Here is a 14,075-nt window from a genome sequence, read left to right as displayed (position 1 = left end):
AGCCTTCACTCCACTCTCAGGTAGTCTTTTCATGACATCGGATGAATCCCGCTTCGCACGCGAAAACTTGCCCGGCGACCCATACGCAATGCTGTTGCACTGCGCGAACCGCTGGCCGGACAAGGAGGCGCTCGTATTTGACTCCACACCTCAGCGGCTGACCTTCAGCCAATGGTTGCTGGCTTCCCAGACACTGGCCTGTGCCTTGCGGCGGCGCGGGATTCAACCCGGCAGCTCGGTGGCATTGTGGGCGGAAAACAGAATCGAATGGCCAATCGCGCAGGTCGCCATCGCTGCCATTGGTGCGGTGCTGGTGCCGGTTAATACGCACTTTCGCGAGGACGACCTCCTGCATGTGCTGGACCACAGTCAGTCGGTGGCGATCTTGCTTTCCGCGCGCTTTCGCTCCAGTGACTATCTGTCCATGACACTGGACACTCGTAACCGGTTACCCCTTCTGCGCGACGTGATTTGCTTCGACGGACCTGAACTTCACGCTGAGAATTGCTGGAGTTACGCAGCACTGATGAGCGAAGGACCGCAGCTGCCATTTCAGGCGTGGCCCTGGTCGCCTCGCGAGCTGGCCAGCATCCAGTACACCTCCGGCACCACAGGGCGGCCAAAGGGCGCTGAACTGTGCTTCGAAGGCATGTTGATGAATGCACGAGGAACCGTCGCGCGTCTGGCGGTTACCGCCGAGGATCGCTGGACTTCCATCATTCCGCTATTCCACTGCGCGGGCTGCATTATGAATGTGCTCTCAGCGCTGGCCGCAGGGGCTACGTATGTGGGGGTCAGCGCCTTCGATGCCGAGCGAATGTTGCACCTCGTGGAGGCCGAGCGCTGTACGCTGCTGACGGGCGTTCCCACCTCTTATCTGGCCATGCTGGAGCACCCGCGACGAACACAGTACGACCTTGGCTCGTTGCGGGCGGGTACTTGCGGTGGCGCCGATTGCGACCCGGCTTTGCTCGAACGCTGCGCGTCTGCGTTCCCGATTCCAGGCCTGGTGCAGGTGTACGGCCAGACCGAAGCCAGCACCCTTATCGCTTTGGACAGTTGCGAGAGTGCGCAGCGATTCACCACCGCCGGCATGCCATTGCCAGGCATGCAGGTGCGCGTGTGTGATCCGGACAACGGACAGGTGCTGGCCTGCGGTGAGACCGGGCAGGTTCAGGTGCGCGGGCCCATGGTGATGCTCGGTTATCATCGTGACCCGCTGGAGACTGCTCGTTGTATCGACCTCGATGGCTGGATGCAGACGGGAGATCTCGGACGCGTTACCGCCGATGGCCGAGTGGAACTTGTGGGAGGACGGTTACGCGACATGATCATCCGCGGTGGCGAGAACATCTACCCGGTGGAGGTGGAGAACCTGCTGCGCGGCCACCCGGCGATCACCGAAATCGCTGTATTTGCCATGCCGGATCCTTTCTACGGCGAAGTGGTCGCCGCGGCGGTCGAGTTGGGTGGGGCGCTCTCCGCTGCGCAGGTGAAGCAAGCGTGTGCCGGAAAAATCGCTGGGTTCAAGCATCCATCCAGGGTGTTCAAGGTCAGCCAATGGCCCATGACGTCCAGTGGAAAAATACTCAAGCGCGAGCTGAAAGCCCAAGCCATGGCGATGCAGTTGGAGGAATTGCCATGAGCACACCGATCATCGGCCACCGGCATCACTGCGCATTCGTACCAGGGCTTCAAGAGACGGCTGCCGCCATCGGTAATGCTGGGGTGCAAGTGGTATCTACGCCGGCACTTATTGCTCTGCTGGAGGAAACGGCGGGCAGTGGCGTTCAGGCTTTCTGCGTTCCGGGATGGGGCACGGTTGGCACTAAAGTGGATATTGCGCATTTGAGCCCGGCCTGGCCGGGCATTGAGGTCCAGTGCGAAGCCGTGCTGGAGTCGACCAAGGGCCGCACGTTGAGTTTCGGGGTGAGCGCGAGCCAACAAGGGCGGTTAGTGATGCGCGGCCATCACGAACGAGTGATGGTCGACCTCAGCCGCTTCTCCATACCGCAACCAATCAGCGCGGGCGAGCCAATTGAGTTTTTTTTCGATTTTCACAGTCCATGGTGCTACCTGGCTATGCCGCGCTTGCGAGAAATCGCCGCTGCCCATGGTCGAGCGATTCATTGGCGGCCTATGCACTTGGCCAACCTGATCGATCACATCGGGGGGCGGCGACCACTGGAAGCATCGTCAGCATTTGTGCGGTGGTTTCAGCAGGATTTGCAGGATTGGGCTCGACTGAGACGCTTGACGCTAAGCTACCACCCTCAGTTTCCATTGCGGCCTTCCCGAGCTTTGCGTTGCAGCTTGTATGCAATCGAGAATGGAAAGGGCGTGGAGTTCATCTTCAACGTGATGCGAGCTTACTGGAGTGAAAACCGGGATATCAGCGACCTGGAGATCCTCGGCGATCTGGCGATTGCAGCAGGCCTGGACCGAAGTGCAACTATTCAAGCTGCTTCCGATGAGCGATTCAAACTGGCACTGGAGGCTAACAACGATCAAGCCGTGCAGGTAGGCGTTTTCGGTGCTCCGACCGTCATCGCCGATTCGAAGCTGTTCTGGGGCAATGATCGGCTGGAAATGATGGGCGATTATCTAGCCCAGAGTAACGGTCAGAACAATTAGTCCCTAGCGATGGAGGAGCGTGAATCAGCCTTAAAGTGTGGGAAGGTTTCTGCATTGCATCATTTGACGAACCGCTCCTCAATTCATACCCGGGAGCAAGTCGGCTGACTGCTTTTGGCCGATTCTGTTGAAAAAGTAGCTCCCCTGTCTGATCGCTTCCTTGAGTGGTGCAACACGCTCGCCGGGCTTAGCAGCACGGTGCGACGCAACCGGCAGCGCATCGTGCGCAATTTTTGCCTGTATCGACAGCGCACCGAACCGCAGTGCTTTGTACCCGACCCCAACCACTTCCCACGACCCTGTCCCGCTGTCACCCCCGTCATCTTCGGTTCGAGCGAGGTCGCGAGTATGCTCGCGGCTGCGGAGCAATTAGGTCCGGTGCCCACGTCGCCTCTGCGGCCAGCGGTCCTGCGGCTGGCCGTCGTGCTCCTCTATACGGCAGGATTACGTCGCGGCGAACTGCTACGGCTGACCCTAGCCGATGCCGACTCGGCGCAAGGCGTATTGCATATCCGCGAATCGAAGTTCCACAAGTCCCGCTTCGTTCCACTATCGCAGGACGCCCATCGTGAACTGCGCGCCTATCTCAAGCAGCGGCTGGCGCCGCCCTTCAGCATCACGCCGAATTCTCCCTTGCTGTGCAACTGCGCCAGAGGCTTGCGCGGCTATACGGGGACAGGAATAAGCCGTGGCATCCAAACGCTATTCCAAACGGCAGATGTTCACAGTAGCGATGGTCGACGGCCGCGGATTCATGACTTTCGGCATAGCTTTGCCGTCCAGGCACTGCTGCGTTGGTATCGGCAAGGCGCCGATGTGCAATCCAACTTACTGAAACTAGCGCTGTATATGGGACACGTGTCGATTGTCTCTACCGCTTATTACCTGCGCTGGATGCCGGATATTGCGGCAGCGGCCAGTGATCGCTTCCAAGACCACTTCGGCCATTTGATTGTTGGAGGTGCGCCATGAAGCCCGCTCGGCCCAACTCGCTTGGTAATTGCATCACGCACTTCTTCCGGGAATACCTGCCCGAGCTCCTTGGCATGAGCCTGCACACGATTCGCAGTTATCGCGATGCTGTCGTGCTGTACTTGCGATTTGCCTCAGGTCGCAGCAAACGAGGCGTCGAGGATTTGGACCTCGACGATTTTACGGCAGATCGAGTCAGCCAATTCCTGACGCATCTGGAACAGGAGCGTCACAACGGTGTCGCGACGCGCAATGCACGGCTGGCCGCTATCCATACCTTTGCCCGATTCCTGGCCAGCGAACACCCGGAGCATCTAGCCGAGCTGCAGCGGGTACTTGGGCTGCCGTTCAAGCGCGGCGCCCGAAGCGTACCCATGGCGTATTTCGAGGCTGACGAAGTCGACGCGATGCTCAATAGCATTGATCGCACTACCGACTCGGGGCGGCGCGACTATGCGTTGTTTGCACTGATGTTCAATACCGGTGCGCGCGTGCAGGAGGTACTCGATCTGCAGGTACGCGACGTGAGAACCGAGCCACCGCACCAAGTACGTCTGCGTGGCAAGGGCGGGAAGATTCGTTTATGTCCCATCTGGCCGCATACCGCGGGGTTGTTGCGGGAACTGGCTCAGCAGTCGGTACAGACCCTAACGCCGGAGGCGTTTCTGTTCACCAACCGACACGGTGCCAAACTCACGCGGTTCGGTGTTCGCTACCTCCTCAAGAAATATGTGGCCGCGGGTACACCGGTGGCCAACACCATGCGAGAGAAGCGACTTCATCCGCATTCGCTTCGACACGCCACAGCGGTTCATTTGCTCAAGGCTGGCGTTGACTTCGCCACCATTAGCCAGTGGCTGGGCCATGCGACGCTGAACACCACCATGGTCTATGCCCGGATGGATTTGGATATCAAGCGCCAAGCGCTTGCCCAGGTGTTCCCCGAAGTACTGGCACCGCCACGTGCCGGCCATCTGTCGCCGGCTGCGGTCGATGTGGTCGATTGGCTGAAACGGCTGTGAGTGGTTATGTGGAGTTCGGGCGGCTGGAGTCGGCGCAGCGCGCCATGTTTACTGCTCAACTCCACATAACGAGGTGCGTAACATAAGTCCAATAATGTTGAGCTCAACATTATTGGACGACTGGGGCTTGGCACCGTTTACCGCTGCACAACGGCGCGACATGCTTGAGCTGTTGGACGACCGTTACGGTAACCGTTCGACGATGGTGACGAGCCAGATGCCGGTGGATAAATGGCATGCGCTGATCGGCGATCCGACCTTGGGCGATGCGATCCTCGACAGGCTGGTGCACAACGCTTATCGGATCGAACTGAAGGGCGAATCGATGCGCAGGCGCGCAACGAAATTGACGGCGGCAGGGGCTTCAGACTAACAATGCAAACCTGCGTCGCTGCGCTCCGACTGCCTGTCCGAATGGGCGTGGAACGAGTGGCCGGATGTTGATGGGCTGAGTGTCCGGATGGCGTGGAATCCGCAACCCAGACTAAAACGATGAGCAGTGCAGCGACCTTGTTCTTCGGGCGATTCACCTGCTTTTTCTCCCACTCACTAGCCTTGATCCTGCACTCGCCTAACACCTCGGCTGGCATCAACCGGATTGCCAACAGAATGCCGAGAGGCAGAATGATGACGTCGTCCAGATAGCCCAGTACCGGGATGAAATCTGGAATGAGGTCGATGGGGCTCAGTGCGTGGGCCACCACGAAAATCGCAATCCATTTGGGTAGCCACGGCGTTTCGGGGTGCTGGTAACAGAACCATAACACCATGGTTTGTCGTTTCAGGCCTTTTGCCCAACGACGTAGATGCTCATGGAGGTCTTTCATCTCAGCACCTTTAAAAAATCGAGGACAAATTCATTGCGACTACTCGTTGATGGCCTCCATTGAATGGAGAGCTGTTTCACCCCGCTAGCGGGAAGCAATCCAGTGGGTAGTCAGCACACGGGTTTGCGGCCAGGGACTGGGCTTAAGTGCACTTTCGTCTGGTAACAGCAGCGCATTACTGCGCCGCCGTCCCCTAAGAACCGGACATGAGAGTCGCCCCTCATCCGGCTCAAGCCGTTCAACAGCACCATCGTCTGGTACCGGGCAATTAATCAACGTCCATCGCGGCTCGACGTCGGGCAAAGTAAGACGACCACGCAGGATCAAAGGGATTAGCCAAGCCACGTATTTTGGCATGCCGAACGATTGGAATCGTCGACGCGCGAAAAAGCCACCATCGTTGGACAATACCTTCGACTTTGGTTTGCGCAGCAAATACCCAGTTTTGGTACCTCACTGTGTGGAAGTATCTCTGTCTTACCCAGCCGGCGCCTTTATTGGGATGCCGACGCAGGGCCCATGTCCATAAGAGACGCCAAATTTGAGCATCTATCGATGAAAACAGAGACTTGGATACCGCATGACGGTGATACATGGCCCAGCCGCGAATGATCGGATTGAGCTGTAGGATCAGATTCGCCTGTGTGGCACTTTTGTTGCTCTTTACGATTTCTCTAACCTTGTCCAAGAGCGCCTTTACGCTCTTGTTGGCCGGTTTGATGAGCAGCTCGGCAAGTGGTAACAATTCCCACCAGCTCTGCGGGGTGGCAGCATCCACTCGTCGATAGGTTGTTGTGAACTGTGCAAAACTCATCTTTCCGCTTTTGAAAGCTTTGCGCAACTCCGTGGAAGGGGCTGCATGGGAAGCCATGCCTCCAATTGCGGAGTATCTTTTCGACAGTTGCACGGCCACTGTCGGTCAACCAGAGCACGGTAAGCGCATCCATCTGTGCCTGGGCAAACTCTAGGTGCGAATCGAACGGAGGCATTTGTAGCTTGTAGTTATCCTCGGCTACATCGAACTGATACTGCAAGGCCTTGACGGTCTGCTCGGTAGAGGTCAATTGTTTGCTGTTCAGTTCGTTGAATTCAGCAACCTCGTTGGCTGTCCGGCCCTGATCCCGCTGGAGATCTTCCATCGTGCTGTACAGGTCGGCGTTGCTGCCGAGGGTGTTGAGCGCATCACTGAAACCTGAAAAGTCTGCAAGATTCACGGAGTTCAAGCCTGGTGTGAATCGCAAAGCGTTCCGTAGGATTAATGTCCCGCCCCAACTGTTTAGCTAAAGCTCTGCCAGCAACTCGCCGATCATTGGCAAACCCCGTGTAAGCGTGGCGATGGCCGGGGGAAAAACCTGGCTAAGTCAGTATTACCAATTCGGTATACCGCTATGGTGCAGTCGATCCTATAAACCGCGGCTGATTGATTGAACTCATGCTGAAATCGTCTATCGTCTCAGTGGATGCCATGCATCGACAGGTAAAACCTGCCTTTCCGGACCCGATTTGGCAACGCAGATATCTGCAGTGAGATCCCAGTAAAAACGTTGGACGAAGGTCGAAGGTCACCACGTTGGGTCGTAGACAAATGGAATTGCCTCACCGAGTTTAAAACCCAAGTAAAGCAACCACTGCCAGCAATTACCCAGCAGGCTGTGGTGTAGGGATGTTGTGCGGGAGGCTTATCCATTAGAAATGGAGGTCCGTCCGCACATGAACACCGACAATTTCAATCCGCAGGCTAAAATTTTCTATCGGCCCATCGACGCCGCGTTGCGATGGTGCAACCTCGTCGATTACGAGGCCGAAATATTACAGGTCGCCTGGCAATGCCCGGAGAAACTCGGAACCTTGTTCCCTCAATGGCCTTGCCTTCATGCCAATACTGAAAGAATTTACGATGCGATACGTAACGGGGAGTTACCTTACGGGTACCTCGGCATTTCAGTGCCGATAGGCAGCCCCATAGACCCAGGTCAGATAACGGTACGACATTCTGACTTACGCCGCTGGATGCAATGTCACTACTCTGATCAGCGACCGGAGTTTCTTTTCGGTTCAGCCAATGACACCAATGCCCCCATCAGCCCGGTAGCTTACCTGTCCCTCCAGACCGAGCGCGATGCCCTTGTGCAAGAACGCAATGTTCTGCAACGCCAGCTTCACGACGTTGAGTCCGACCTCCAAGCACTGGGACTGGAACAGCAAAGCCTCAAGACGTTGGTAAAAACGCAGGGGCCGCTCAGCGAGCGAAGCGAACACAATTACCTGCAAATCATTGGCGCCTTGATCTACACCATCTTGGACAAATCCCCGGCCGGCAAGCCCCTGTCCGTGTTCGAGGACCAAGCCGCGATTGTCGATGCCGTGACCGTGCGTTTTGCGGACTTTCCCGGCCTCAAAAAACGAACGTTAGACGGTAAGTTCGCCGCCGCCAATCGCGTCCTCAAAAAAACCACTTGAGCCAAACAGAATTGCACTGCAATGCCCGCAATTGCAGTGCAATGACGCCCTCGCCTTTCTGCTCTTCAATTCAGGTCACGTCCCATTACGCGCCAACTGACGCCAGGAGTGACCAGCATGTCCAGTTCATCCACCCCGCTCGCTAACATCCCTCAACTACCGGCCGAACGCCACATTATGCGCCGTGATGAAGTGGAGAGAAAAACCGGGTTTAAACGGGCGCACATCTACAACCTGATGAAAGAGGGGCGCTTCCCCCAAGCCAAACGCATAGGTCTGCGCGCCGTGGGCTGGGACTCTCAGGAGATCGAGCGCTGGGTTACCGAACGGCTGGGGCAGCAGGAGGGATGACCATGCGCGTGGTGTCGGTGATTTCCACCAAGGGAGGTGTGGGCAAGACCACAGTGACAGCCAATCTCGGTGGTCTCCTGGCCGATGCCGGCCTGCGCGTGCTGTTACTGGATCTGGACAGCCAGCCCACGCTATCCAATTATTACCCGTTGGATCATATCGCGCCAGCGGGCGCCTACGAGTTGATCGCGCTCAACCTGATTGATCTCCCTCAGATCATTTCCCGCACGCGACTGGTTCACCTCGATCTAATTCTCTCCAACGACCATCAGGGACAACTCTACTCTTTGTTGCTGAATGCTCCGGATGGACGTTTGCGTCTGCGCCACCTGCTAGATGGAGGATTTCGCGATCATTACGACTTGCTGCTGATTGATACCCAGGGTGCGCGTAGCGTGCTGGTGGAGATGGCGGTCCTCACCTCTGATCTGGCGCTCTACCCGATCAACCCGTATATGCTCGCGGCCCGCGAGCTGAGCCGCGGCACACTGAAACTCCTCGGCGATCTGGAGCCTCTCCGCCACCTCGGTATCGCCGTGCAGCCATTGCGACTGCTGCTGAACCAAGTGGACTCGGTCAGGTTGGATGCACGGATGATCATTCGCGGATTACGCGACAGCTTCCCTGCCGTCACCTCGATTGCAGTGCTGAACACCGTCATCCCCAATCGAGTGGCCTATGTGAATGCCGCCTCGCTGGGCTTGCCGGTTCACCGGGCCGAAACGCATCGCCCCATCGGTCGACGCTCGCCCTCAGCACTGCAAACCCTACAAGCCCTCGCCATCGATCTGTTCCCCGAATGGCGGGCTGCCGTCTGTACAGTCCGCTCCAGAGCGAAGAGGACATTATGAGCATCGCCAACCTCACACCCCCCTACTCACTCGAAGCAGAGCAAGGCGTACTCGGCGGGCTGATGCTGGACAACAGCACCTGGGATGTACTGGCCGATCGGCTGATCGCTGAGGATTTTTTTCGCTCCGAACATCGGACAATCTTCAAGGCCATCGCGGCCCTGGCGCAACAGAATAAACCCTTCGACGTGGTGACCCTATACGAACAACTCACGGACCAGCCCGAATGGGGTGGACTCGCTTATTTGGGTGAACTGGCCAAGAACACGCCGTCGGTGGCCAATATCAAGACCTACGCAGAGATTGTTCGCGAACGGGCTCACTTGCGCCGACTGATCCAGCTCGGGTTCGCGTGCAGCCGCGAAGCCGCTGAACCGCAAGCTAGCAGCCAATTGGTCCAGGAGCTGTTCGAGCAACGGCTGTTCGCGCTGGGCCAAGCGCACCAACGACAAGAATTCGTCGACCTGAATCACTGCTTACTTGGTGTGATCGAGGAGATCGACCAGCACTTTAACAGTGGCGAGATCACCACCGGCGTTCCCAGCGGACTGGTCGACCTGGACCTCAAGACCGCCGGCTTTCAGCCGGCCGATCTGGTGGTGGTCGCCGCGCGCCCGTCGATGGGCAAAACCAGTTTGGTGCTGAACTTTGTCGAAACCGCCCTCGCCGCTCGCCCCTGCGCGTCGGTGCAGATCTACAGTCTGGAAATGCCAGCACGGGCGCTGGTGTATCGGCTGCTGGCCATTCTGGGGCATCTCTCGCTGGCCAACCTTATGAAAGGCCAACTGAGCGACGACGATTGGCCCCGCCTGACGGCCGCTGCCGCCAAACTGCAGGGCTATGGAGAGCGCTTGATCATCGATGACAGCCCGGCCCTGACCTGCATGGCGTTACGCTCTCGCGCCCGGCGTGCAGCTCGCCGCTTTGGCGTACCTGCCTTGGTGATGGTCGATTACCTGCAACTGATGCGGGCCCCGGGCCGCGAGACGCGTAACCTGGAAATCGCCGAGATCTCCGCAGGTCTCAAGGCGCTGGCCAAGGAGCTGAACTGTCCGGTCATCGCCCTCTCCCAACTCAACCGCGCCCTGGAACAACGCAGCGACAAGCGCCCAGTACTGGCTGACCTGCGCGAATCGGGTGCCATCGAGCAGGATGCCGACCTGATCCTGTTCGTCTACCGCGATGAGGTGTACCACGCAGAGAGCGCCGATCGCGGCACCGCCGAATTGATCATCGGCAAGCACCGTAATGGACCAACCGGCTTCCTGCGGGTCGTGTTCTTGGCCGAGCAAACCCGCTTTACCTCCCAGCATGCCAACAGCGCTTGGCAAGGAGTTCCCTGATGCCTCAAGCCCTTCCACACACCGACCTACCGACCGGGCATCCGCTGCTGAATGTTGTGAGCGAAGAATACTGCACTGTGGTGTTTCGTTTGCAAGGCGGGCGCCCGAGCATGAGTGAGTTTCTGTTCGAATTGTCCCAGTACGTTGAACGCTTGGGGACCGTCGAAATAGTCCGCTTCCAAGTCGGTGATGACTTGGGTCACCCACACGCATGAGGCTTGCCGAATGGAAAAGTCGACTCAGGAGGACATTACCGGCAAGCTGCTGGCCGGCCCCTTCGGGCACCACCTCGAGGTGAATCAGGTCGCCGATCCTATCGTCGACACGCCCATGCTGGTGACCCTCGAGCAGCTGCGGCCATATGAGCACAACCCGCGCTTCCTCCGTAATCCACTGTACGACGATCTCAAGGACTCGATCCGCGAGCGTGGTTTGGATCAACCGCCGCCGATTAGCCGGCGCCCGGGTGAAACCTATTTCATCATCCGCAACGGTGGTAATACCCGTCTGGCGATCCTTGGCGAGCTGTGGCAAGAGACCCGTGATGAACGTTTTTTTCGCATCCACTGTTTGTTCAAGCCCTGGAGCAATGAAATTAGCGCCTTGCTCGGTCACTTGGCCGAAAGCGATCTGCACGGTCAACTTACCTTCATCGAGCGGGCACTGGCGGTCGCCAAACTCAAAACGATGCTCGAACAGGATGGCCCCGCACTGCCCCAACGCGACCTGGCCAGCCGCCTGGCTGCAGGCGGCTATCCGATTTCACAGACGCACCTCAGCCGGATGCTCGGCACTTTGGAGCACTTGCTGCCAGCCATTCCGCAAGTGCTCTATGCCGGCTTGGGAAAACATCAAGTTGAGCGTTTGATTAGCCTACGCAACCAGACCGAGCAGACCTGGAACCGCTACCCGTCGAACGCCTATGCCTTCAATGAGTTCTGGCTCGACACATTGGCCAGCTTCGATGCAGAGGCGGAGAGTTTTGATGTAGAGCGTGTTCAGGATGAACTGCTTGAGCGGATGAGCAAAGTGCTCGGGCAGTCTTATCGCATGTTGGCATTGGAACTGACCGCCAGCCAACGTCCCCAGCCGCAACCAGGCATCGTGGTAAGCCCATTGCCCGAACTCGCTCATCACTCGAACCTGCCCGAATCAGCCCTATTCGCTCTCCAAGCTCGGACCAGTTTCCCGGACTCTCAGCACCAAGACAACGCTATCGCCGTGCAGCCCACTGTGCGGATAGACGCCCCAATAGCACCGTCACCCAATCCCACTTCACGGGTACAGCACATCCGCGAATTGATCGCCCGCGAGACCACGAACGAGTCACGGTCAGACGTTGAAAATCAAGCCGTCGTTTCCACGCGGCCCCAGGCGGATGGGTTTCACAGAGTGGGCGACCTCTGGCATATAGAACCCGCGCATGACACCTCCGAACAGCTTCGCTCCGCCATCTTCAACCTGGCACAGCGCCTGGCGAGTTACGCCGGACAGACCGACAGCGTAGTCGAGCAGTTGGACGGGCTCGGCTATGCCCTGCGGATGGAGTCGCTCGAACTGAGCTCACCTCGAGTCACCGGCATTCAGCTGCTGCTGACCGCCCTGATGCGGGCGCATGACGAGGTCAATTGGGAGGATCGCCACCAACTGCCTGCGGCCCTGTTCGGCCAGTTGCTGATTGGTGTCTATGAGGTCCCGATAAATGATCGCCCCGCCCTGAACACGGGCTTGGAACGCCTACCTGATGAGCAACTGATCCAGCTCTTTCGCCTTATCCGCCTGGCTCGACGCCTGATCGAGAAGATGCTTGAGCCTTCTCTCGCCCCTCCGGAGGCATTGTCATGAGCCTGTCCTTTAACCTACTCAATCAGGCCATGCTGACCCAGGTGCTGCATGAACTGCGTCAGGGAAACCTACAGCGCTGCAAGGCGTTAGGCTTGGGCGAAGACGACCTCACCCTGCTGCAATCCTTACCGCCCACCACCTTGTCGCGCCTGGCCCATGCCAGCGTATCCTGGGTCGAAATCCGCATCGATTCACCGGTGCTGCGGCGCCTGATTGAGCAAGCCGATCGCGACGAACAGAACGAGCGACTGATCAACCGGGCCCTCAAACTTGGTGCCAGCAGCACCATCATGTACCAGTGCTTCGGCTTGACCCATTCGGAAACCGCCATGCGCCGTCGGCTGTTGAAAATCGAAACCCATAAGGGCCGCCCGCATCACCTCAGCGAAGCACAAGAGCATGCGCTCTGGCGGCGCTGGTGCCAGTTGCGTGAGCAGGAAGGCAGCGAGGATCAACTCGACGCCATGATGATGCTGGCCGAGGAGCAACAAATCAGCCTGGTGATGGTCTGGCAGCAAATCGCCCAGCACAGCACTCAGTCGTGATTGCGATGACGACCTCCCGTTGGCAACGGGTGCTGCAACAGTGCGCCCGACAGATAGAAGATCAGTGGCCTACCCGTCCACCACCCCCCAAATCTGCCACCTACGGCCCGCAGGCCGGCTTTCTCTACAGCGGCCAATCCCTCGATAGTGTGCCGCGCCGCTTGCTGTTGGACAGTCGCTTGACGCCGCTCGAGCGCAACGCTTGGCAGGTATTTCGCTTGTTATTGGGCGGCCAGGGCTTGGTCCCCCCCCGCTACCAAGATTTGCAACCTTACTTGTCGACTGTCCCCTATGGCCCTGTAGCCTCTCGCGAGACCATCGCCCGCGTGCTCAGTGTGCTCCGGCTCACCCGCTGGCTCAGCCTGGTAGCGCACGGACGCGACCCCATCACGGGGCGTCTACAAGGGTCTGTATATGTGCTGCATGACGAGCCACTGACTCCAGCAGAAGCCATGGAACTGGATCCGGACTATTTGGAGCTGGTCGGGCATTGCCTTAGTCATGCAGCCAAGAATGTTCGTATCGTTGCGCAGCACGTCCTGACAGAGGTTGAGCGGGATACCGATATTGATCAGCGCCGGCTACCCACACGACTGGATGTGCTAGCCGAACGTTTGACAGCGCAGGCATTGGAGACACCCTTCCCTGACGCCCTCCTGCACGAATCCGAACTGGATGAAATGGCCGCCGTTCGGATTCGTGCAACGCCCAGTTCGGAGTCCGAACTCGGCTTAGAACCCAACACTGACAACGGCGTTCGGAATCCGAACGCTGCCTGTACTGTATTAAAAGCGTGTATTAGTACTGTACAACACATGAGCCCCGGTATGGAAAAGCCGAGCTTGCAGTGGCCGGCAGGTTTGCATCTGCGCCCAGAGGAGCAACAGGCCGCTCTCCTTGCGCTGAACAAATTAGAGCCTGGTGATTGCCAGGCAGTGTTGAACGAGGCGGGAGCCCGCTGTGCGGCTGGCGGCATCCGTAAACCTACCGCGTACCTGATGGGCCTCATCCAGCGTGCGCTGCGCGGTGAATTCCATCCCTGGGCAGGTCAGGCCGCAGCGTCCCCCTTCGTCAGCTCAAGTGCGACTGCACCACCACCACCACCACCACCACCACCACCACCACGTTCCAGAAAACCGGGCGAGCCGCTATCACCCTTGGTGCAAGCTTGCCTGGATGAATTGCGTCAGCTCCCCGCGAAACGCCCTGGCGGTCAGTAGATTTG

Annotated in this window: 13 protein-coding genes and 2 pseudogenes; 13 read left to right on the top strand and 2 right to left on the bottom strand. The window is 58.2% G+C overall.

Annotated elements, in window-relative coordinates; translation table 11 throughout:
- The first annotated feature begins 31 nt into the window (after positions 1-31).
- From ACRESJ_RS23115 to ACRESJ_RS23095, 5 genes and pseudogenes are all read left to right on the top strand, one after another.
- Complete coding sequence (locus ACRESJ_RS23115; RefSeq protein WP_103406142.1) at positions 32-1,645, top strand: class I adenylate-forming enzyme family protein; 1,614 nt, start codon at positions 32-34, stop codon at positions 1,643-1,645.
- Positions 1,642-2,634: a thioesterase, FlK family gene (locus tag ACRESJ_RS23110; protein WP_431759982.1), complete on the top strand. Its 993-nt coding sequence runs from the start codon at positions 1,642-1,644 to the stop codon at positions 2,632-2,634. The genes ACRESJ_RS23115 and ACRESJ_RS23110 overlap by 4 nt, the downstream gene beginning before the upstream one ends.
- A gap of 114 nt (positions 2,635-2,748) precedes the next feature.
- The gene (locus tag ACRESJ_RS23105; protein WP_431759981.1) at positions 2,749-3,606 is read left to right on the top strand and encodes a tyrosine-type recombinase/integrase; all 858 of its coding nucleotides are present in this window, start codon (positions 2,749-2,751) and stop codon (positions 3,604-3,606) included.
- Positions 3,603-4,628, top strand: coding sequence for a tyrosine-type recombinase/integrase (locus ACRESJ_RS23100; RefSeq protein ID WP_431759980.1), 1,026 nt, complete (start codon positions 3,603-3,605; stop codon positions 4,626-4,628). Before ACRESJ_RS23105 ends, ACRESJ_RS23100 begins: the two co-directional genes overlap by 4 nt.
- 109 nt (positions 4,629-4,737) lie before the next feature.
- Positions 4,738-5,001 (top strand): annotated as a pseudogene (locus ACRESJ_RS23095) (ATP-binding protein); the annotation flags it as partial.
- A 253-nt stretch (positions 5,002-5,254) separates the two neighbouring features.
- Here the strand turns inward: ACRESJ_RS23095 and ACRESJ_RS23090 are convergent.
- Together ACRESJ_RS23090 and ACRESJ_RS23085 are read right to left on the bottom strand one after the other, a co-directional pair.
- Positions 5,255-5,398, bottom strand: a pseudogene (locus tag ACRESJ_RS23090) (YkvA family protein); the annotation flags it as partial.
- Between the two features lie 325 nt (positions 5,399-5,723).
- On the bottom strand, positions 5,724-6,269 hold the full coding sequence (locus ACRESJ_RS23085; protein ID WP_431759979.1) for a group II intron maturase-specific domain-containing protein: 546 nt from the start codon (positions 6,267-6,269) through the stop codon (positions 5,724-5,726).
- A gap of 896 nt (positions 6,270-7,165) precedes the next feature.
- Between ACRESJ_RS23085 and ACRESJ_RS23080 the strand changes: the two genes are divergently transcribed.
- The 8 genes from ACRESJ_RS23080 to ACRESJ_RS23045 all read left to right on the top strand — a co-directional run bounded on the left by ACRESJ_RS23080 (position 7,166) and on the right by ACRESJ_RS23045 (position 14,070).
- Complete coding sequence (locus ACRESJ_RS23080) at positions 7,166-7,915, top strand: hypothetical protein (RefSeq protein ID WP_431759978.1); 750 nt, start codon at positions 7,166-7,168, stop codon at positions 7,913-7,915.
- 117 nt (positions 7,916-8,032) lie between these two features.
- Complete coding sequence (locus ACRESJ_RS23075; RefSeq protein WP_431759977.1) at positions 8,033-8,266, top strand: AlpA family transcriptional regulator; 234 nt, start codon at positions 8,033-8,035, stop codon at positions 8,264-8,266.
- A gap of 2 nt (positions 8,267-8,268) precedes the next feature.
- The gene (locus ACRESJ_RS23070) at positions 8,269-9,117 is read left to right on the top strand and encodes a ParA family protein (RefSeq protein ID WP_431759976.1); all 849 of its coding nucleotides are present in this window, start codon (positions 8,269-8,271) and stop codon (positions 9,115-9,117) included.
- On the top strand, positions 9,114-10,460 hold the full coding sequence (gene dnaB / locus ACRESJ_RS23065) for a replicative DNA helicase (RefSeq protein ID WP_431759975.1): 1,347 nt from the start codon (positions 9,114-9,116) through the stop codon (positions 10,458-10,460). The genes ACRESJ_RS23070 and dnaB overlap by 4 nt, the downstream gene beginning before the upstream one ends.
- Entirely contained in the window at positions 10,460-10,675 is a 216-nt protein-coding gene (locus ACRESJ_RS23060; RefSeq protein WP_431759974.1) for a hypothetical protein, read from the top strand. The genes dnaB and ACRESJ_RS23060 overlap by 1 nt, the downstream gene beginning before the upstream one ends.
- Positions 10,676-10,685: 10 nt before the next feature.
- Positions 10,686-12,305, top strand: a complete 1,620-nt coding sequence (locus ACRESJ_RS23055) for a ParB family protein (RefSeq protein WP_431759973.1) — start codon at positions 10,686-10,688, stop codon at positions 12,303-12,305.
- Positions 12,302-12,850, top strand: coding sequence for a DUF2857 domain-containing protein (locus ACRESJ_RS23050; protein ID WP_103406147.1), 549 nt, complete (start codon positions 12,302-12,304; stop codon positions 12,848-12,850). The genes ACRESJ_RS23055 and ACRESJ_RS23050 overlap by 4 nt, the downstream gene beginning before the upstream one ends.
- Before the next feature lie 5 nt (positions 12,851-12,855).
- Positions 12,856-14,070 (top strand): STY4528 family pathogenicity island replication protein, encoded by a 1,215-nt coding sequence (locus ACRESJ_RS23045; protein WP_431759972.1) that lies wholly within the window; start codon positions 12,856-12,858, stop codon positions 14,068-14,070.
- Positions 14,071-14,075 lie beyond the last annotated feature (5 nt).

The organism is Pseudomonas sp. (genome assembly GCF_050739655.1).
Taxonomy (GTDB): domain Bacteria; phylum Pseudomonadota; class Gammaproteobacteria; order Pseudomonadales; family Pseudomonadaceae; genus Aquipseudomonas.
This window is presented reverse-complemented; position numbering and strand designations above follow the sequence as displayed.

Excerpts from the sequence above, each read along its gene's own strand:
- ACRESJ_RS23115 (WP_103406142.1), top strand. The coding sequence starts at position 32 with ATGACATCGGATGAATCCCGCTTCGCACGCGAAAACTTGCCCGGCGAC.
- ACRESJ_RS23110 (WP_431759982.1), top strand. The coding sequence starts at position 1,642 with ATGAGCACACCGATCATCGGCCACCGGCATCACTGCGCATTCGTACCA.
- ACRESJ_RS23100 (WP_431759980.1), top strand. The coding sequence starts at position 3,603 with ATGAAGCCCGCTCGGCCCAACTCGCTTGGTAATTGCATCACGCACTTC.
- ACRESJ_RS23085 (WP_431759979.1), bottom strand. The coding sequence starts at position 6,269 with ATGAGTTTTGCACAGTTCACAACAACCTATCGACGAGTGGATGCTGCC.
- ACRESJ_RS23080 (WP_431759978.1), top strand. The coding sequence starts at position 7,166 with ATGAACACCGACAATTTCAATCCGCAGGCTAAAATTTTCTATCGGCCC.
- ACRESJ_RS23075 (WP_431759977.1), top strand. The coding sequence starts at position 8,033 with ATGTCCAGTTCATCCACCCCGCTCGCTAACATCCCTCAACTACCGGCC.
- ACRESJ_RS23070 (WP_431759976.1), top strand. The coding sequence starts at position 8,269 with ATGCGCGTGGTGTCGGTGATTTCCACCAAGGGAGGTGTGGGCAAGACC.
- dnaB (WP_431759975.1), top strand. The coding sequence starts at position 9,114 with ATGAGCATCGCCAACCTCACACCCCCCTACTCACTCGAAGCAGAGCAA.
- ACRESJ_RS23060 (WP_431759974.1), top strand. The coding sequence starts at position 10,460 with ATGCCTCAAGCCCTTCCACACACCGACCTACCGACCGGGCATCCGCTG.
- ACRESJ_RS23055 (WP_431759973.1), top strand. The coding sequence starts at position 10,686 with ATGGAAAAGTCGACTCAGGAGGACATTACCGGCAAGCTGCTGGCCGGC.
- ACRESJ_RS23050 (WP_103406147.1), top strand. The coding sequence starts at position 12,302 with ATGAGCCTGTCCTTTAACCTACTCAATCAGGCCATGCTGACCCAGGTG.
- ACRESJ_RS23045 (WP_431759972.1), top strand. The coding sequence starts at position 12,856 with ATGACGACCTCCCGTTGGCAACGGGTGCTGCAACAGTGCGCCCGACAG.